Origin of the sequence: Litorimonas cladophorae, assembly GCF_014652455.1 — a bacterium.
Taxonomy (GTDB): domain Bacteria; phylum Pseudomonadota; class Alphaproteobacteria; order Caulobacterales; family Maricaulaceae; genus Litorimonas; species Litorimonas cladophorae.
In genome coordinates, this window is the sequence record NZ_BMYV01000002.1 from 117,436 (window position 1) to 134,982 (window position 17,547).

General features: G+C 53.3%; 17 protein-coding genes. 8 read left to right on the forward strand and 9 right to left on the reverse strand.

Annotation, left to right across the window (positions count from 1 at the left end; translation table 11 throughout):
• Positions 1-50: 50 nt before the first annotated feature.
• Positions 51-899 (reverse strand): polyadenylate binding domain-containing protein, encoded by an 849-nt coding sequence (locus IE073_RS08405; protein ID WP_189584255.1) that lies wholly within the window; start codon positions 897-899, stop codon positions 51-53.
• A gap of 192 nt (positions 900-1,091) precedes the next feature.
• Between IE073_RS08405 and IE073_RS08410 the strand changes: the two genes are divergently transcribed.
• Positions 1,092-2,507 (forward strand): Glu/Leu/Phe/Val family dehydrogenase, encoded by a 1,416-nt coding sequence (locus tag IE073_RS08410; RefSeq protein WP_189584257.1) that lies wholly within the window; start codon positions 1,092-1,094, stop codon positions 2,505-2,507.
• A 676-nt stretch (positions 2,508-3,183) separates the two neighbouring features.
• On the opposite strand, the gene IE073_RS08415 is transcribed toward IE073_RS08410, so the two are convergent.
• Entirely contained in the window at positions 3,184-3,696 is a 513-nt protein-coding gene (locus IE073_RS08415) for a pyridoxamine 5'-phosphate oxidase family protein (protein ID WP_189584259.1), read from the reverse strand.
• 122 nt (positions 3,697-3,818) lie between these two features.
• On the opposite strand from IE073_RS08415, the gene IE073_RS08420 reads away from it, so the two are divergent.
• Entirely contained in the window at positions 3,819-4,307 is a 489-nt protein-coding gene (locus IE073_RS08420; RefSeq protein WP_233349939.1) for a hypothetical protein, read from the forward strand.
• 39 nt (positions 4,308-4,346) lie between these two features.
• Here the strand turns inward: IE073_RS08420 and IE073_RS08425 are convergent, their stop codons facing one another.
• A complete protein-coding gene (locus IE073_RS08425; RefSeq protein ID WP_189584262.1) occupies positions 4,347-5,636 on the reverse strand; it encodes an NADH:flavin oxidoreductase/NADH oxidase family protein in 1,290 nt (429 codons plus the stop codon).
• Between the two features lie 40 nt (positions 5,637-5,676).
• On the opposite strand from IE073_RS08425, the gene IE073_RS08430 reads away from it, so the two are divergent.
• Entirely contained in the window at positions 5,677-6,558 is an 882-nt protein-coding gene (locus IE073_RS08430) for a hypothetical protein (protein ID WP_189584265.1), read from the forward strand.
• On the opposite strand, the gene IE073_RS08435 is transcribed toward IE073_RS08430, so the two are convergent.
• The 4 genes from IE073_RS08435 to IE073_RS08450 form a co-directional block, all read right to left on the reverse strand.
• Positions 6,555-6,809 (reverse strand): CBU_0592 family membrane protein, encoded by a 255-nt coding sequence (locus IE073_RS08435; protein ID WP_189584268.1) that lies wholly within the window; start codon positions 6,807-6,809, stop codon positions 6,555-6,557. The two genes, IE073_RS08430 and IE073_RS08435, sit on opposite strands and share 4 nt — an antisense overlap.
• Before the next feature lie 56 nt (positions 6,810-6,865).
• A complete protein-coding gene (locus tag IE073_RS08440) occupies positions 6,866-7,648 on the reverse strand; it encodes a hypothetical protein (protein ID WP_189584271.1) in 783 nt (260 codons plus the stop codon).
• A 65-nt stretch (positions 7,649-7,713) separates the two neighbouring features.
• Positions 7,714-8,349 (reverse strand): alpha-ketoglutarate-dependent dioxygenase AlkB family protein, encoded by a 636-nt coding sequence (locus tag IE073_RS08445; protein WP_189584274.1) that lies wholly within the window; start codon positions 8,347-8,349, stop codon positions 7,714-7,716.
• A complete protein-coding gene (locus IE073_RS08450) occupies positions 8,342-9,883 on the reverse strand; it encodes an inorganic phosphate transporter (protein WP_189584277.1) in 1,542 nt (513 codons plus the stop codon). Before IE073_RS08450 ends, IE073_RS08445 begins: the two co-directional genes overlap by 8 nt.
• 207 nt (positions 9,884-10,090) lie before the next feature.
• On the opposite strand from IE073_RS08450, the gene IE073_RS08455 reads away from it, so the two are divergent.
• From IE073_RS08455 to IE073_RS08475, 5 genes are all read left to right on the forward strand, one after another.
• Complete coding sequence (locus tag IE073_RS08455; RefSeq protein ID WP_189584280.1) at positions 10,091-10,867, forward strand: DUF1287 domain-containing protein; 777 nt, start codon at positions 10,091-10,093, stop codon at positions 10,865-10,867.
• A 175-nt stretch (positions 10,868-11,042) separates the two neighbouring features.
• Positions 11,043-12,953, forward strand: coding sequence for a molecular chaperone DnaK (dnaK, locus tag IE073_RS08460; protein WP_189584283.1), 1,911 nt, complete (start codon positions 11,043-11,045; stop codon positions 12,951-12,953).
• A 59-nt stretch (positions 12,954-13,012) separates the two neighbouring features.
• Positions 13,013-13,864, forward strand: a complete 852-nt coding sequence (locus tag IE073_RS08465; RefSeq protein ID WP_189584286.1) for an FkbM family methyltransferase — start codon at positions 13,013-13,015, stop codon at positions 13,862-13,864.
• A gap of 3 nt (positions 13,865-13,867) precedes the next feature.
• Complete coding sequence (dnaJ, locus tag IE073_RS08470; protein ID WP_189584289.1) at positions 13,868-15,034, forward strand: molecular chaperone DnaJ; 1,167 nt, start codon at positions 13,868-13,870, stop codon at positions 15,032-15,034.
• 18 nt (positions 15,035-15,052) lie between these two features.
• Entirely contained in the window at positions 15,053-15,547 is a 495-nt protein-coding gene (locus tag IE073_RS08475) for a hypothetical protein (protein WP_189584292.1), read from the forward strand.
• 36 nt (positions 15,548-15,583) lie between these two features.
• Here IE073_RS08475 and IE073_RS08480 read toward each other — a convergent pair whose 3' ends face one another.
• Both IE073_RS08480 and IE073_RS08485 read right to left on the reverse strand, forming a co-directional pair.
• Positions 15,584-16,030, reverse strand: coding sequence for an avidin/streptavidin family protein (locus IE073_RS08480; RefSeq protein WP_189584295.1), 447 nt, complete (start codon positions 16,028-16,030; stop codon positions 15,584-15,586).
• Positions 16,023-17,483: a Na+/H+ antiporter NhaC family protein gene (locus tag IE073_RS08485; protein WP_189584298.1), complete on the reverse strand. Its 1,461-nt coding sequence runs from the start codon at positions 17,481-17,483 to the stop codon at positions 16,023-16,025. Before IE073_RS08485 ends, IE073_RS08480 begins: the two co-directional genes overlap by 8 nt.
• Positions 17,484-17,547: the final 64 nt, after the last annotated feature.

Sequence of the window (17,547 nt, forward strand, 5' to 3'; positions counted from 1 at the left end):
TATAGGTCGCGCCGAAGACATTCGCGCGACCAAAATTTGCCTTGCCGAAATTAAGGTGTCTCGGCGTTTAGGGCATTGTCGACGAATGTTTCGCCTTCAACGGCTAGCGCCGCAGATTCCACAAATTCGACAGGCGCAAGGGGTTGCGCCGCGGCTTGAACTTGCGCTGCCGTTGGGGCCTCACCGAACAACACACCCATGAGCATTGGCAAGACAACGGCGCCGATCACCAAACCCGTCAGCGCACCCAGCGCAAAATTCTTGTTCAACAACGACTCTGGCTTTGCGGCCGCCTCTGTGGGCGCGGCGGGTCTTGCGAGGTTGGCTTTGGGCTTCCGCTTTAGAAGTTTCGAAAGCAAGCTCTTTGCCTCAGGTTGAGCGGCGGAACCTGGGGCAGGTGCCGCAGGGGGCTGTCCTTGTGCCGCAAGAGGAGGTCGATTTTGCATCTGCGGAGGCATCTGATGTGGCGGGGCGGCCATCAAAGGCGGCGGAGCCATTTGCGGCACAGCGTGCGGATTGACCTGCCCGTAAGTCTGGGCCTGATAATGCGGCTGAGCTTGAGCTTGAGCTTGAGGGCGTGGATGCATCTGCTGTTGCGCTGAGAATTCTTGTGCGGACGCTGGCGCGGATACAGGGGGTTGAGGCGGCGCATAGGATTGCGGGGCCGACTTCGGCATGGGCGCAGGAGGCTGAGGCGGGAAACCGTGCGGTTGCGTCATTTGCGGCGGTATCGCTTGTTGACCAAACCCCTGAGGCGTTGGAGCCCCTGCCGAGGGAAGTGGAGGCAGTGACGTCTGTACGGCAGCCTGCGCATTGACTTGAGGTTGGCCCATCATATCGGGCGTCCATGGCACAGCCGTTGGGGTTGGCACGGCTGTTGGCGGCGTAGGTTTATTCATCGTTTCGTCCCTCTGGCATGTCCGAATTATGGTGCCTAAAACCTAAAACCCCGTTAAGCGAGATCTACCGATAACAGTTAAGGTTAGGGCTAAATTTTGTGCGTTCGCTGAATAAATAGAGTTACAATTGCGCCCGTCCCGCGTTAGGGCGGCTTACCTATACAGACGGATTTTCTTTCAAGAGGTGACGTGATGTCCAACCTACCAACTCAAGAACTCGGCTTCCGTGAATCGGTCGAACTCATGTTCAACCGTGCCGCCAGTTTCATGGATATTTCCCCCAAACTGATTGAAAAAATCCGTGTTTGCAACGCCACCTATACGGTCCGTTTTGGCGTAAAATTGCGTGGCGATATCCATACGTTCACCGGCTATCGGTCTGTGCATTCAGAACATAAAGAGCCCGTCAAAGGCGGTATTCGATATTCACTGGGCGTGAACCAAGACGAAGTTGAGGCGCTAGCGGCGCTCATGACCTATAAATGCGCACTTGTAGACGTGCCCTTTGGCGGTTCCAAAGGCGGATTGTGCATCAATCCAAAAGATTGGAACGAGGAAGAGTTAGAACGCATTACGCGCCGCTTTACTTTTGAATTGGCGCGTCGCGACCTGATCCATCCGTCCCTCAACGTCCCTGCCCCAGATATGGGTACAGGCGAGCGGGAAATGGCGTGGATGGCCGATGAATATCGTCGCCTGAACAATGAAAATATTGATGCCATCGCCTGTGTGACGGGCAAGCCTGTGCATTTGGGCGGCATCATGGGCCGCACCGAAGCCACCGGACGCGGTGTACAATATGCGCTCCAAGAATTTTTCCGCCATCCCGATGACGTTAAAGCTGCAGGCTTCCGCGGCGACCTCAAAGGCAAGAAGATTGTCGTCCAAGGTCTCGGCAATGTGGGCTTCCATGCAGCGTTGTTCCTACAAACCGAAGACAAAGCCAAAATCATCACGGTCATCGAACGAGACGGCGTAATCCGGAATAAAGACGGTCTTGATATTCAAAAGTTGAAAGACCACATGATGTCGGGCGCCCCGTTGGCCGAATTTGAAGGCGGCACAGTCTCGCAAGATAAAAACGCGCTCTCCGACCAATGCGATATCCTAATCCCTGCGGCGCTGGAGTCGGTCATCAATATGACCAATGCCCATGACATCAAAACCAAGCTGATTATTGAAGCCGCGAACGGTCCTGTCACCGCGAAGGCTGATAAAATTCTCCGTGACCGCGGAATCACGATTATTCCTGATATGTTTGCTAATGCGGGCGGTGTGACCGTGTCCTATTTTGAGTGGGTGAAAAATATCAACCAAATCCGTTTCGGTCGTTTGCAGCGCCGTTATGAAGAAGGCCGTAACAATGCCTTGATCACAGCGCTCGAAAAGCAGGGCATGAAGTTCACCCGCGGCTTTAAATCGAAATATCTCGATGGCGCGGATGAACTTGATCTCGTGCGGGCAGGTTTGGATGATACCATGCGTCTGGCCTATCGCAATATTCGCGACACGCTCAAAGAAAAGCCCGAGCTAGAAGATCTGCGTACAGCCGCCTTTTATGTCGCCATTAGCGACATCGCTCTGCATTACCGCAGCATTGGGCTATAGCCATTTGTGCGATGCTGATCTGCCATCCTGAAATGTAGGTTGGCCAAGCAGACTGCCTCAGCTTTCGCATCCCTCAAAAGCCTAGGTCGTCTCCCTTTGGCTTTTTGTATCTCTTCTCTGGAAAAATGCCCCGAAGGTCGGGATGTTCGCGAGTGTATTCTAGGGTCCAGCGGAACTGGAAAAGCTTGGTTTTGGTTTTCGACCCCGAAGGGACACTCGCGACGACGCCTTTTTCCTGGTGCAATTCTGTTTATTCGGAATCGAAAATTGGGCAAAGGCTGCCCATTTTTCGATGGTTCTATTTTTGTGAAAATAGAAATGCACGAATCGGCCGAACAACCCAGTCGTGGGGTAATCAGCTCGCGTTAGGCCACCCAGATTGATCGACATTACCCGGTCTCTCCCAATGACAAGCGCCGCTTCTTTCCAGTCAGATCAATGTGCACATGACCGCCCGTTGAAAGAAGACAGGCCTATGATGACACAGGTTTTAGTTCGGAGGACGCATCTCCTGTTATTTGTTCTAAAGACCTGAAACAGCTGCGATTTATTTTCTCCATCGAAGGGAAAGACTTTTAAGAACGTAAAAACCCGATCACGGCGATACCGGATCGGGTTTTCACAATTACGGCCTGCGTAGGGGAACACGCAAAATGGCCGCTTTTAGTCAGGGATTTTATGAGACTTTGATATGTGCCTTGTCGCCAACGTCAGGTAACGTATCGGTCATATTGGCTTTCGTGGTTTCGTAGAAAAACTTAATCGGATTTCCTGTGCTGGCCCATAGCGCGGCGTCTTTCATTTCGAAACGCAAGACGAGCATTTTCGGATCCGTCTTTCCACCTGGATACCAGCTGGCCACGATTGAGTTCCAAAAACGATCAATGACGGCGGGGTTAGTATTGGGAAAAAGTCGACCGCGAACGCAGGCTTGATAGTCTTTTTCCATATATGTCATCATCACGTCCTTATCCATATTCAGCACGGCTTTGCCGAGGTCTGAGGTCCGGTCGGAGAAGAAGTAAATCGCGCCAGAGTCGTTTTCGATCATGTCATCATCAAGCTGGGGCGCCATCGGCTGCATATGCTCACCCGGGTTTGGTGAACCAAGCATGACACAGCGCGCATCCTTGAGGTGCTCCAACAATTGCTTTTGTGGGTTTTCTTTAAAGTCCTTTAGGTCGGCCATATGTGTCTCCTGTGGTGGGCGAATGTACCTAAGCAACGGCCTGACACGGGAAAGTGTTCCGAATTTCTTTGACACATCTGCACGTGGTGAGACACTCTGTCCCAAATTGGAGGAGAGCCAACATGTCGAAATTTATGAAATGGGCCAGCTGGCCCATCGCTTTATTTATTACTATTATTTTCGTTGATAGTTTGCGGTATAAATTTACGGGTCATCCGACCCCAGAGCACATTTTCACAACGTTGAGAGACTGGTCTGGCATTGGCCTGTTCTACCCCGCAGGACCTTGGGTCATTGGTTTGGCTGAACTTGCCGCCAGTCTTTTGGTGCTTGTGCTGCCCGTTGTTTTTACCTTGAAATCATCCCCGCGCAACGCCGCGCGCAGTCAATTTCTGGGAGCGTTGATTGCGCTGGGCACGATGAGTGGTGCGATTGTCTTCCATTTGTTCACGCCGCTGGGCATTGCAACGCCCACGGAATGGAGCGCAGATGGTCAGACGATTTTGGCAGAAGGCAACTTGCTCTTCATCATGGCTTGCTTTGTCTGGCTGGGCGCATTGCTATTGCTGATCTGGCGCGGCCTGCAATTGAAGGGCGGCACGCGCTTTTAGGTGCCGACTCCCAAATATCTTTAAATGGGTTTGACCGCTCTAACCGTTCTGCGCGGCCAGCCACGCCTTATAGCGTTTCGTTAGCCTGCTGGTTTTGAGCTGTTGGCCGAGCGTCGCCCAAAGCGCGTTTTGCTTTTTCTTAATCCCAAGGCCGTCGCCGAGACGGTAGAGTTGCTGCTTGGTAAGGGCCATCCCCGCGAGGGAGGCGAGGGCTTTGTCTTTCCATTTTGCACGACCAATGGTGATTTCAGTGGCACGATCCTTACGCCAATCGGCAATGAGTGTCGGATTATAAGCAAAGGCGCGCCCAATCCCCACCATGGCGACGCCCGCATCGGTCAGGGCAGAAATTGCTGTCTCCCGCTTGGTTACGCCACCCGTAACCATGACGGGCATATTTGCGATTTTTGAAATACGTTTTGCGAAATCAAAGAAATAAAGCTCGCGTTTTGCGGTGGACGTTTCCATCCGTCCGTCTGCGGAATTTCCCATCATCGCGGAGCTTTCATAGCTGCCGCCTGAGACCTCAATAAAGTCAACGGCTTCGGCGTTCAGCCAATCGACAACTTGCTCTGAGTCCACGATGTCGAAGCCGCCTTTTTGGAAGTCGGCGCTATTTAATTTTACGCCAACAATGAAGTCGGGGTCCACGCGATTTCGAATGGAGCGCACAATTTCGAGCAAAAAGCGCGCGCGATTTTCTAGCGGGCCGCCCCACTCATCGTCGCGTTGGTTGGTGAGGGGCGAGAGGAATTGGGCCACCAAATATCCATGTGCCGCATGAATTTGAACACCGTCAAAGCCAGCCGCTTGGGCCGCTAATGCCGTTTCCCCAAAGCGCCGAATTTGACCGCGCACCTCATCGGCCGTGAGGGCGCGAGCCGGTGCGAACATTTTAGCGGCAATGCCCGGCAGCGAGACTTTGGTCGCAGAGGGTGAAACAGGCTCAACCCCCATCGCGGCATAAAGCTGTCGTCCCGGGTGAGAGATTTGCATGACGAATTTAGACCCGCCTGCTTTGCCGGCCTCGGCCCAGCGTTCAAACTGTGCGCGCACGGTTGGGTCATCCAATGTACCGGCTTGTAACACCACACCACCTGGGCCCGTCATTGCGGTGGGATCAACCATAACATTGCCAGACAAAACAATCCCTGGACCGGCATCGGCGGCGGCGGCCGCATTGGACCAAGCCGTATAAAGATTGACCAGCGCTTGACCGGGAACTTGGCCCGCATCGGCCATGTTTTCTTCCATCGCGGCTTTGCACAGGCGATTTTGAACGACACGGCCATTGGGCAATGTGAGGGGGGAAAAGAGAGGGGCGGTCATGACAATTTCCAAAATTATGAATCCCTGCTATAGGCCGACTATGCGTTCCTTGCCAACAGTCCTGCTTCCTGTCTTTTTGACGACCTCATTCTGCATTTCTGTAGCGAGTTGGGCGGGGAATGAGGTGCCTTTTGATGCGAGCTCTGAGCGAAGTGAACATCAGATTATCTCAATTGTCGCGGAAAAAATCTTTGTGGCGCGGGATCAAAATTTCCCGCCAAAGCGAGGAAGTCCCGAATATGATGAGAATATCATTCACATGGATAGCCGATATCAGGCGCGGTATGGTGTTTTAAAAGTTGTAAGTGGAGACTTTGACGCGCCCGTTATCGATTTTGAGGCTTATGATCATTATGGAGAGCCTCGATTTTCTAAAGGTGACGAGGCGATTCTCGTCTTCATCCATGACGGTCCTCATGGTCGCGTACATAGCAAGTACAATTTTTATAGCGTCTACCCGACGGCGGACGGCGATTGGGCGGCTTGCGGAGATGCCTATGTTCAAAATGACCCAAAACGTAAAAATAAGGAGCCGTTGGAAGACATATCATTTCTTGACCCTGTTGAGGTAAATGTTCCCGATTTCTACGTAACTTTGAACGATTATGTCGATGAGGATGACGTTGTGTCTGATGCCCGAAAAGCGGAATTTCAGGCAGAGGTTGTTTCAGAAAACGCAGAGATAGACGGTTTGTACCAAGCCCCGATCTGGAAACGCAACGGTGCGACGGCGACATGTTTGTTGGGGACTCGCGTTGTAGACCTTCATGCATTTCAAAATGAAACGCGGTTTCTACCAGATCAACGCGATGAGATTTGCAAGATCAGACACGCGGATGAATTAGAGGGTTTAGACTGGCAAGATAAACGCGTTATCGTCAAAGCGTGTGCGGACGTGTTAAAGATCCAAAATCTTCCCTAATCTCTACGCCACGCTTTCCACAAACCAATCACGCTAATCGCTAGCCAGGCAATCTCGATGACGAAGCTAGCGAGGTTGAAGCTATAAAAGAGCGAGATTAAGATCAGGATAGCGCCGAGGCCGTTACCTAAGCTATAGCGCCAACCCTTTGGGTTGATCTTCTCCAGCGTCAAACCCGCATAGGTCAGCAAGATGAAACCAACACCGATCAGGCCGATGATATCTGGAATTGTGGGGGCGTCGAATGTCATAGCGGCGGCCTTTGGGCGCGTCGCTCGCTCGGGTCAAGGTGGGACCTATTAACCCGCTATCTTTCTACAGCGGTGATCTTTTGGTCTTTAATTCTCCAAAGCGTACCCGTCTTTGGGGTTGTGACATAGACCGGCAAATCATGTGAGAGGGCTGCAAAGACATGATGCTCTTGCGGATAGGGCGTCAAGACATGCGATACGACCGCGCCAACTCCATTTGGCGCCTTGGGTATGGTCAAACATGAGTTTGAGAACTTTACAGTTTCGACCAGCTGATCGCCACGGATCTTGAACCTGTAGTGGCGACCAAAAACGATCTCGTTAGACTTTTGCGTCGACGACATGAGATAGACGAAAACTTCATCCGCTTGGCCTGTCGGGATGGCAATTGTATTCATTGGCAGCAAATCCCGACAGGGTTCGATCTGGCTTAGCGGCAGCGCGGCCTTGGCTTGCAATTGCAAGGCTTCTTGATCCGTCAGAGCGCGACCGAGGGGATAAGTCGTTTTCTTTTTAACCTTGCGGCCTTTCGTAACCGCATCAAAAACGGAAACAATCTCGCCGTTCAACTCGGCCACAAAAGATGTCATGAGCCGCCCCTTGCCGACTTCGGTCGTAACCCAGCCCTTAGGCTTGGCAGTTTCAGTGTACAGCTTCCACGCCGATTTTTTGTCACGCAAGGCATCCGTCGCGACCCAAGCCGAAGAATCAAATTCATAAAGCAATAAACCGCGCCTCACCGCTTCTGCGCGTTCCTCCACATAATCCTGCGCGGTGGCGCTCGAGGCAGCGCATAAAAGCGCGATGAAAACAGAGATGGAGATTAGACGATTTAACATGCTGTGACCCTCCTATGTGGAAGACAGCGTTGCAACCCGACAAAAGAGGGGCGTGGGTGGACGCCTTAGACGTTTACGCGCCGCATGGTCAGATTGAGCCGCCCCCCTTTTGGGACAAGGGCGCTTTCGCCATAATAGACTTTGCTGACGGCGTGATGACATCGACGCGCCGCGCCCGCGAGGACGACGACATCACCGCTCATCAGTTTGACACCTTGTGTGGGTCCGCCGCGTTTTGGCCCGCCGATCCGAAACATTGCAGGGTCTCCCAATGAAATCGAGACGACGGGCGCGTTGACTGCCAATTCATCAGAATCGACATGCATGCCCATCTTGGCCCCATCTTTCCCGCCCTCGGCGCGGTACCAATTGATAAGGCAGGCTTCAGGGAGGTCTGGCCAATCCGCAACCTCCCGCCAAAGCTTTGTGAGCAAATCCGGTAAAGGTGGCCAAGGCGCACCCGTGATCGGATGCGTCGGCTCATATCGATACCCCGCCTCTTTATCAGTCACCCAACCCAATGTGCCGAAATTACTCATCACCACGGAGAGCGGGGCGCCCGTGCGAGGCATTCGGGGTTGGAAAAATGGCGCTGTTTGCGTGGCCGCTTTGACGGCGTCAATTAACGCCGTCTGCTCTTCGGGTGAAAAATAGAGCGGATAATGGGCAAAGCCCTCGGGGAAGTCCGTCGATTTAGCCAAATAATGCGCGCATGATAAAGAAGACGACCGCGGAAAGGATCGCCGCTAAAGGCACGGTCAAGACCCACGCCGCTACGATTTTCATCAAAAGCGAACGTTCAACGAGGCGAGGACGATGCTTCTTTTTCATAGCGCGCCAGTCCTTAGCGGATGGACCAGAGGTTTGCGCGGCAACCTCCTTCATCAATCCGCGACGTTCGTTCAAGACAGCCGCCTCGTAACGCGCTGTAAAATCAGTCGCGGTAGTAACGGCTTGCGCGATCCAATCATCCCGCGCTTTCTCATGGGCAGCTAGCGCTTCGCGCAGGAAACCGATCCCGAAAATTCCGCCGATTGTGATGTGTGTCGACGACACGGGCAGGCCGAGCTGGCTGGCAATGATCACTGTGATCGCCGCCGCGAGAGCCACGCAGAAGGCGCGTGTCATATTTAGCGTTGTAATTTCGGAGCCAACGGTACGGATCAATTTTGGGCCATAAAGTGCAAGGCCAACCGCAATACCCACGGCACCAATTAACATGACCCAAATTGGGATGCCCGCTTTTGAGGCCACTTCACCCGATTGAATGGCGGTGTTAATCGCGGCCAATGGGCCAACGGCATTGGCCACGTCATTCGCACCATGCGCGAAAGACAACAATGTCGCCGCCACGATTAGCGGGATCATGAACAAGTGATCGACGCCCTTTTTTGTGTTCTTACGCACATCAGGCGCACGCCTTAGCAGCCAACCCGTGATGACCAAAACCGCCAAGCCGATTATGAAGCCTATCCCCAGAGCGGGAACAAATTCAATTTTGATAATTTTTTTCAGGCCCTTGAGGATCAAATATGTCGAGAAGGACCACGCCATAACGCCGACCAAAATCGGCACAACACGTTTGGCAGACCCTTCAATATCGGACTGGTCGAGGACCGTGCGTCGCACAAAATAAAGCGTGAGCGCTGCGATGCCGCCACCCATGGCGGGACTGATGACCCAACTTGCCACGATTTTGCCGACAACAGACCAATCCGCAATGGCCCAGCCACCTGCGGCAATACCCGCGCCCATGACACCGCCTACGATGGAGTGGGTGGTGGAGACAGGCGCGCCGATAAAGGTCGCCAAGTTTAACCACAAAGCCGCCGCCAAAAGCGCTGATGCCATGACCCAAACAAAGACTTCCAACTCGTCTTTAAAATAGTTGGGGTCGATAATGCCGCCTTTAATCGTCGAAACGACATCGCCGCCAGCAATCAAAGCGCCGCTGGCTTCTGCAATAAAGGCGATGATGATCGCAGCACCAAGGCCTAAGGCTCCGGAGCCCACTGCAGGCCCCACATTGTTGGCGACATCATTTGCGCCAATATTCATGGCCATGTAGCCACCGACAACAGCGCCAAAAATCAAAAAGCTTGGGTCACCCGAAAGCGCTCCAAATTCGCGTTGGACGAAGACATAAACCAAAACGAGGAACAAGATTGCGCCCAAGAGGCGGAAAATATCAGCAGGCGCAATTTTGCGCTGGGAAGTCGGAAGGGGGTTAGACATCTCGTCGTCTCATCAAAAAGGAACTTCTGAAAATTCCCTGACCTGCCGACTTGCCCGAGTCCAGCCCCGAACCCCTTTTTTAAGTCGCGGATGTGACAGAAAATTCAGGTGAAACGTCACGTTGACGCGTTTATAGCACTTTTATGACAAATACCCGTAGTTTTGTGTCACTTTCATGACAGATGTCCCCAGTTTGGGTTCGTTTTCATGACGTTTGCCGCGCGTCTCGTGGCGTTTTTGATCCTGCCTCTTGGTTGGACAGCGTGTGCGGAAACGGAGCCAGACGCCGAAGTGTCGGCTCCAAAAAAATCAGCATCTCAAGACCTGAATTCGCCAAAGGGGGAGCCACAAATTAAGGCCACAGCGCCCGCAACCGAGCGGGCCCTTGCCGCCATTCAGCGCGAGACTTTGCCCCCACCGCAATCCGTACGGCCCTCAATTTTAGCGGCGCCTTTGGTTGCGGCGGCACGTGACCGTCTCTCGGCTATAGTTGTCTATGACGGGCGATATATCGGCCTCGACTATCCCGGCGGCGATGTCCCTGCCACCATCGGCGTTTGCACGGATGTCATTATTCGGAGTTACCGCGCCGCCTATGGATTTGATTTCCAAAAAGCCGTGCATGAGGACATGGCCCAGAACTTTCAGCTCTACCTCACCACTTGGGGGTTAACCCGCCCTGACAAGAATATTGATCACCGCAGGGTCCCAAATATGGAGACATGGTTGACCCGCGCAGGTCATAATCTGCCCATTTCAGCGGTCGCCGCAGACTATTTACCTGGTGACATTGTCAGCTGGCGTTTGGACGGTGGTGCGGGCGGCGGCGGCCTGCCGCATATCGGGATTGTCTCAGACCGCCTTGGGCGATCTGGAACCCCGCTGATCATCCACAACATTGGCCGAGGGCCAGAGGAAAGCGACATGCTTTTCGACCATTCAATCACGGGTCATTTCCGATTCACGCCAGAATCTACGCTCTAGGGGCCCTCCCACACAAAAATGTGACTCTTTACCCTTGCGAGTCGTTTCTGCCGCCCCATATCGGACCCAGAATAAAGGTTTGTCCTGCGACTGTAATGGTGCGCGCTAACCTGAAACATTAAATCACGTATCGCAGATGCCGAGATTCGGGTCTGCACCGCATTTGGAGTATATTATGTCAAAAGTGATCGGCATTGACCTCGGCACCACCAACTCGTGTGTCGCAGTTATGGACGGCGATAAGCCAAGAGTTATCGAAAACGCAGAAGGCCAGCGCACAACCCCATCGGTTGTTGCATTTACTGAAGATGGCGAACGCCTGATCGGTACGCCAGCCAAACGCCAAGCGGTAACAAACCCAGAGCACACTTATTTCGCCGTTAAACGTTTGATCGGTCGTCCTTTCACAGACCCGGCGATCAAGAAAGACGCGAAACTCGTTCCTTATAAAATCGTCAGCGGCAAAGGCGGCGACGCCTATGTGCAAGGCCGTGACAAAGTTCTGTCCCCGGCTGAAATCTCCGCCATGACATTGACGAAGATGAAAGAAACCGCTGAAGACTATCTCGGCGAGACTGTTACGCAGGCCGTTATCACGGTTCCAGCTTACTTTAACGACGCCCAGCGTCAGGCCACAAAAGATGCCGGTAAGATCGCGGGCCTCGAAGTTCTTCGTATCATCAACGAGCCAACCGCTGCGGCGCTGGCTTACGGCATGAACAAAGAAGACGGCAAAACGATCGCGGTTTATGACCTCGGCGGCGGTACATTCGATGTGTCCGTTCTCGAAATCGGCGATGGCGTCTTCGAAGTGAAATCCACAAACGGCGACACATTCCTCGGCGGTGAAGACTTCGATATGCGTATCGTTGAATATTTCGCGGAAGAGTTCAAAAAAGAGAACGGCATTGATCTGAAAAAAGACAAGCTTGCCCTCCAGCGTCTCCGCGAAGAAGCAGAGAAAGCCAAGAAAGAGCTGTCCACAGCCTCGTCCTACGAAGTGAACCTACCGTTCATCACGGCGGATGCGACGGGCCCGAAACATTTGAATATGAAACTTTCGCGCGCCAAGCTCGAAAAGCTTGTCGATGATTTGATCAAACGCACGATCGCACCGATCAAAAAGGCCATTGCAGATGCAGGCCTTTCCGCGGCAGACATCGACGATGTTGTCTTGGTCGGCGGTATGACGCGTATGCCAGCTGTCCAAGCGGCCGTGACTAAATACTTCGGCAAAGAGCCACATAAGGGCGTGAACCCAGATGAGGTTGTTGCCATGGGCGCGGCGATCCAAGCTGGTGTTTTGCAAGGTGACGTTAAAGACGTTCTCTTGCTTGACGTTACGCCACTATCGCTCGGTATCGAAACTGAAGGTGGATTGTTCACACGGATGATCGATCGTAACACGACGATCCCAACGAAGAAGTCGCAGGTCTACTCAACAGCCACTGACAACCAAGCAGCTGTGACGATTAAGGTCAGCCAAGGCGAACGCGAAATGGCGGCGGATAACAAACTGCTCGGTCAATTCGATCTGGTCGGTATCCCACCCGCACCACGCGGCATGCCGCAAATCGAGGTCACTTTTGACATTGACGCCAACGGCATCGTGAACGTATCGGCCAAAGACAATGCAACAGGCAAAGAGCAGCAGATCCGCATCCAAGCCTCTGGCGGTCTGTCCGATGATGATATCGAAGCTATGGTCAAAGATGCTGAAGCCAATGCAGAAGGCGATAAAGCTCGCCGCGAATTGGTCGAAGCGAAGAACCAAGCTGAAGCGCTGATCCATAAGGCTGAGACTGATTTGGTTGAACACGCCGAAGCGATCACGCCAGAAGACAAAGCTGCGGTTGAAGAAGCATTGGCTGAAGCCAAAGAAGTTTCCGAAGGCGAAGATACAGCCCTTATCATTGATAAGGTCCAAGTCTTGTCTGCGGCCCTGATGAAGGTTGGCGAGTCCATGTACGAAGCGGCTGCGGCCGAAGCTGACAAAGGTCCAAAGTCACAAGCAGAAGACGCTGATGACGAAGACGACGTTGTCGATGCTGAATTCGAAGATGTGGATGACGAGAACGTCGCCTAAGGCGCGTCGCGTCTAAAGAGCTCAAGGGCTCCGCGTTTATAGCGCGGGGCCTTTTTCAAATGGGGAATACACCACATATCGACCCGCCATTCGGGACCTATGCGCTGCCCGCAAGGCGGGAACGCATTCGCTTAAGCGCGGAATACCATCCTGACACCCGCATGGGTCGCTGGCGGATCTCGTGGGCTCGGAAACGCGCAATTAGAGGTCTGAGTGAACCTTTCGATGTGGATGTCCATATTGACTATCCGGGTGTTCGCGCCCGCCTGTACCCTTCTACTAATCGCTGTGAAAAACGTGCACTTTGCGGTGTGCAAATTTGGGATCATGAAGAACGCGCGGCTCTTGGGGGCCACGTCAGTGGATATCCACCCGAGCAGCTTTACGTGTTTCTCGATGTCGGCGCGAATGTCGGGCTTTATTCCCTATTCATCAATGTTGAAGCCGAGATAGCAGGACGGGATATCCGTCTCATCGCGGTTGAACCCAGTGCAGAAATGAGCACACGTTTGACTGTAAACGCTGCCGCCTCAAATACGAATATTGAATTAGTCCGCTCTGCGATTTCAACGGAAGCTGGCGAGGTGTTCTTGTCTGATGGCAATGGCAATCACGGCGAAGGCAAAATATCTGCTCAGGGCGAATCCGTTCCAGCTATGACCTTGCTGCAATTATGCGAGTTGAAAAAGTTAGATCGCATCGCGGCTTTGAAATTGGATATCGAAGGCCAAGATTTGGCTGTCCTCACGCAGTTTTTTGAGCAAGCCCCTGAAAGCCTGCATCCTCACATGATGATTTTAGAATTGGACGAGACCTCTGCAGACCCTCTCATTGAACTCACGCAAACCCATAACTATTTAATTAGAACACGCACACGTATGAATGTCGTGGTCGCGAAACGAGACCCTTAGATCATGTCAAAACGAGATTATTACGAAATTCTAGGCGTTACCAAAACCGCCGATGCGAAAACAATGAAGTCAGCTTTTCGCAAGAAGGCGATGGAATGTCACCCCGACCGTCATCCAGATGATCCCGAGGCGGAAGCTCGGTTTAAAGAACTAAATGAAGCCTATGGCATCTTGTCCGATGAGCAAAAACGCGCCGCCTATGACCGCATGGGGCATGACGCCTTTGCCCAAGGCGGCGGTGGTGGCGCCGGTGGCTTCCAAGACTTCAACGATATTTTCTCGCAAATGTTCGGTGGCGGCGGAGGTGGCGGCTTTGCCGATATGTTCGGCGGCGGTGGCGCACGCCGCCAGCGCGAAACTGTTCAACGCGGCTCCGACCTTCGCTATGAACTCGATATAACGCTCGAAGAAGCCTTCGCGGGAAAAGACATCGATATAACTGTGCCTATTGCAGAGGATTGCGAACGGTGTGACGGCATTGGGGCTGAACCTGGTGCTACCGTCGAAACCTGTTCGACCTGTGCAGGTGCGGGACGCGTACGCCAACAGCAGGGTTTTTTCACAATGGAACGGGCGTGCCCGACCTGTGGTGGACAAGGCGAATATGTCTCTGATCCTTGTCACGCCTGTGATGGCGTCGGACAGACGCGCCAAGAAACCGAATTGGACGTGTCCATCCCGGCGGGCGTCGAAGATGGCACGCGCATTCGTTTGACGGGCCAAGGCGACGCTGCGCCAAAACGTGGGTCAGACGGTCGGCGTCAACGCGGCGATCTCTATATCTTTGTCGGTGTGAAGCCGCATGATCTGTTTGAACGTGACGGCGCCAATCTCTTCTGCCGGGCCCCTGTGCCGATGACGGTCGCGGCCCTTGGCGGAGATATTGAAATCCCGACAATTGATGGCGGACGCTCTAAAATTAAAGTCAGTGAAGGCAGCCAAACGGGCAAACGTCTTCGTTTGCGTGGCAAAGGCATGAGCGTTTTGCGGTCCGACAAGCGTGGCGACATGTATATTGAACTCGCTGTCGAAACACCGTCTGGTCTGAGCAAACGCCAACGGGAACTTCTGGCCGAATTTGCCGCCGAAAGCGGAGAGCGCTCTATCTCGCCCGAGTCGAAGAATTTCTTTGATAAGGCAAAAGCTTTTTGGGATGACCTCGTCGATTAGATGGCTTTAAGCCCCATTATGTTGAAAATCATGCCGACATCGCAACGATCTGTGTTCACGGCGTCGATGACGAATTTAGCGACGGTTTTTGGTTGCGTGACGGCCGCGCTCCAAATCGGCGGTCAATCCGACATTGTGTTTGACCTCCTTAAAATCGGCAGCGTCATTGCCATTGGAACCGCTTTGGTTAGCTACGTCGTTTGGACGGCGCTACGCTCTTGGCGGGCAGATCTGTTAACGGGGGGATTGGCCGGTCTCCTGACCTCCCTTGTAATCGTGCCATTGCCTGTTTTCGCGTCCACTTTAAAAAATGGAGTCATGTCAGATCGTCTCGTAGGCGACACAGGGCTTATAGGGTCGGTTTTGGGAAATTTTATTGGCGCGATAGAGACCGGCTTTCTAACATTCGAAGTCGCGACAAAGGCGTCGCTACTGGCCGTCATTGCGAGTGCGTGCTTAGGGGTTTTGGTCGCCAAGTTCGCGCCTCAGCAACGTCTATCTCCGACTGATTAGAGCGACGCTCACTTGTGACTGCGCGCCTAATGCAGATTACTGTGGAGGTAGGTTGTCTGCCCGACGGAATGTGGCGGGGCCTGCGATGATAGAGGACCAAAGATCGTCTTCCTCCTGCGCGTCCGGAACGTCGCGTGTGAGATGCCAGAGTGTCCGGATATAGACGCCTTCCGCGTCTTCGCTGATTTGCCCTGTCCAACTTGTTAGACTGCCATAACCCTTGAAGTTGACGGTGAAGGTCAATTGATCGCCTTCAATAAATCCGGTTAGGGGAAAGCGTGAGGCAGGATCAGGATTGCCGAGTTGGGTATTGTAATATCCCGAAAGCAAGCCTGCGTTTTCTGTAAATGTCACGGACGACCCGCGTTCATTCACCCAAGCTCCAGCAACTTCCGCAACTGGGCTTTCAGGTTCTGCATTTTGCGCCTGCGCCCCGCAGGCCGAAAGCAACAGCGCGCCAGTCAATGCAAAATGTCTAAACATTCAAAAACCCCAGAATTAAATATAGTACGGTCGTGATCGCTCCGCCAATTAGCGCATAGGGCAGTTGCGTTCGAATGTGATCAATATGGTCATTGGCTGTTGCCATGGACGCAATGATAGACGTGTCGGATGTTGGGCTGCAGTGATCGCCGAACACCCCGCCGCCTAGCGCGGCTGCAATGGCCAGCGTTGTGTTCACGCCCATGCCGCTTGCGAGGGGAACAGCAATCGCAATCATAATCGCAAAGGTGCCCCAACTCGTCCCTGTGGAAAAGGCGACGAAACAGGACACTAAGAAGATCATGGCAGGCACAATTGCAGGCGAGACAAAGCCTTTTGCCGTCTCGGCGACGTAGAGACCAGTGCCCAAATCTTTACAAAGACTGCCGAGGGCAAATGCCAAGACCATGAGGATGGCCAAAGGCACCATGCCCGACATCCCAGATAGCGTCGTCTCAAAGCTCTCGCGAATGCCGAGTTGTCCACCAATTTTATAAAGCACCATCGCGCCAATGACTGCCAATGATGTCGCGTAAAGAACCGATTTGGACCCAGACCCCGCTCTCATATCGCCGTTACCTGTCATGAAGAGGAAGACTAACATAAGTCCGACCATCAGGCCGATGGGAATGAGCATATTTCGGGCCTTGGCGGTAACGCCGTCTTTGGCTTCGGTCTCGGTATTGTCACCCATCATGATCTGCGCGTCGGGTCGGTTGAGTTGGCCCGTTGCTTTCGCGCGCAGTTCGGCGGTTTTCATACCGCCGACGTCCCGACCCGAAAGAATGACAAAAACCAAAATTAAGATCACGAGCATGGGATAGAAATTCAGCAGCGTGGCGCCGATGAGAACTTCGAAAGCCGTGCCGCCCAGATCAAAGCCAGCCGCTTGCTGTGTGCCGATTAAGCCAATAATAAATGCGCCCCAAGCGTTGAAAGGGATCAGAATAGAGGACGGGGCAGAGCCACTATCGGCGATATAGGCTAGCTTTTCGCGGGGGATGCCTAAGCGGTCAAAGACGGGACGGTAAAGCGTGCCAACGGTGAGGATTGAGATATTACTCTCGATGAAAAGTAATAGCCCCGTTCCCAGCGCGAGCAGTTCGACAAGCTTCCGCTGACCGCGTGTTTCGGCGGTGTCGCTCATGCGATCAAGCTTTCGCATCAAGACCTTCACAAATCCTGCTACGCCGCCAGAGCGCTGGATGAGCGCAATCAGCGCGCCGACAATTAAGGTGAAGAGTATGATGCGCGTATTTCCTGCATCGGCAAAAACGCCGACGATGCCGTCCATCGCATCAAATGTCCCCGTCAACGGATTGCCGCTCGCCAGAATGACAAAGCCAATCCAGAGCCCTGCCGCTAGCGACAGAAACACTTGCCGCGTCCACAGGGCCAATCCAATGGCGAGAACGGGGGGCAGAAGTGAGAGCAGACCAACAGTATTTTCCATATCGCAGCGTTAACCTGCGTCGCATCAGTGGGAAAGTCCTAATCCTCTACCACTTATCTTCACC

What these genes read in the sequence shown, in the direction of transcription:
- IE073_RS08405 (WP_189584255.1), bottom strand. Translation starts at nt 899, where the DNA reads ATGAATAAACCTACGCCGCCAACAGCCGTGCCAACCCCAACGGCTGTG.
- IE073_RS08410 (WP_189584257.1), top strand. Translation starts at nt 1,092, where the DNA reads ATGTCCAACCTACCAACTCAAGAACTCGGCTTCCGTGAATCGGTCGAA.
- IE073_RS08415 (WP_189584259.1), bottom strand. Translation starts at nt 3,696, where the DNA reads ATGGCCGACCTAAAGGACTTTAAAGAAAACCCACAAAAGCAATTGTTG.
- IE073_RS08420 (WP_233349939.1), top strand. Translation starts at nt 3,819, where the DNA reads ATGTCGAAATTTATGAAATGGGCCAGCTGGCCCATCGCTTTATTTATT.
- IE073_RS08425 (WP_189584262.1), bottom strand. Translation starts at nt 5,636, where the DNA reads ATGACCGCCCCTCTCTTTTCCCCCCTCACATTGCCCAATGGCCGTGTC.
- IE073_RS08430 (WP_189584265.1), top strand. Translation starts at nt 5,677, where the DNA reads ATGCGTTCCTTGCCAACAGTCCTGCTTCCTGTCTTTTTGACGACCTCA.
- IE073_RS08435 (WP_189584268.1), bottom strand. Translation starts at nt 6,809, where the DNA reads ATGACATTCGACGCCCCCACAATTCCAGATATCATCGGCCTGATCGGT.
- IE073_RS08440 (WP_189584271.1), bottom strand. Translation starts at nt 7,648, where the DNA reads ATGTTAAATCGTCTAATCTCCATCTCTGTTTTCATCGCGCTTTTATGC.
- IE073_RS08450 (WP_189584277.1), bottom strand. Translation starts at nt 9,883, where the DNA reads ATGTCTAACCCCCTTCCGACTTCCCAGCGCAAAATTGCGCCTGCTGAT.
- IE073_RS08455 (WP_189584280.1), top strand. Translation starts at nt 10,091, where the DNA reads ATGACGTTTGCCGCGCGTCTCGTGGCGTTTTTGATCCTGCCTCTTGGT.
- dnaK (WP_189584283.1), top strand. Translation starts at nt 11,043, where the DNA reads ATGTCAAAAGTGATCGGCATTGACCTCGGCACCACCAACTCGTGTGTC.
- IE073_RS08465 (WP_189584286.1), top strand. Translation starts at nt 13,013, where the DNA reads ATGGGGAATACACCACATATCGACCCGCCATTCGGGACCTATGCGCTG.
- dnaJ (WP_189584289.1), top strand. Translation starts at nt 13,868, where the DNA reads ATGTCAAAACGAGATTATTACGAAATTCTAGGCGTTACCAAAACCGCC.
- IE073_RS08475 (WP_189584292.1), top strand. Translation starts at nt 15,053, where the DNA reads ATGTTGAAAATCATGCCGACATCGCAACGATCTGTGTTCACGGCGTCG.
- IE073_RS08480 (WP_189584295.1), bottom strand. Translation starts at nt 16,030, where the DNA reads ATGTTTAGACATTTTGCATTGACTGGCGCGCTGTTGCTTTCGGCCTGC.
- IE073_RS08485 (WP_189584298.1), bottom strand. Translation starts at nt 17,483, where the DNA reads ATGGAAAATACTGTTGGTCTGCTCTCACTTCTGCCCCCCGTTCTCGCC.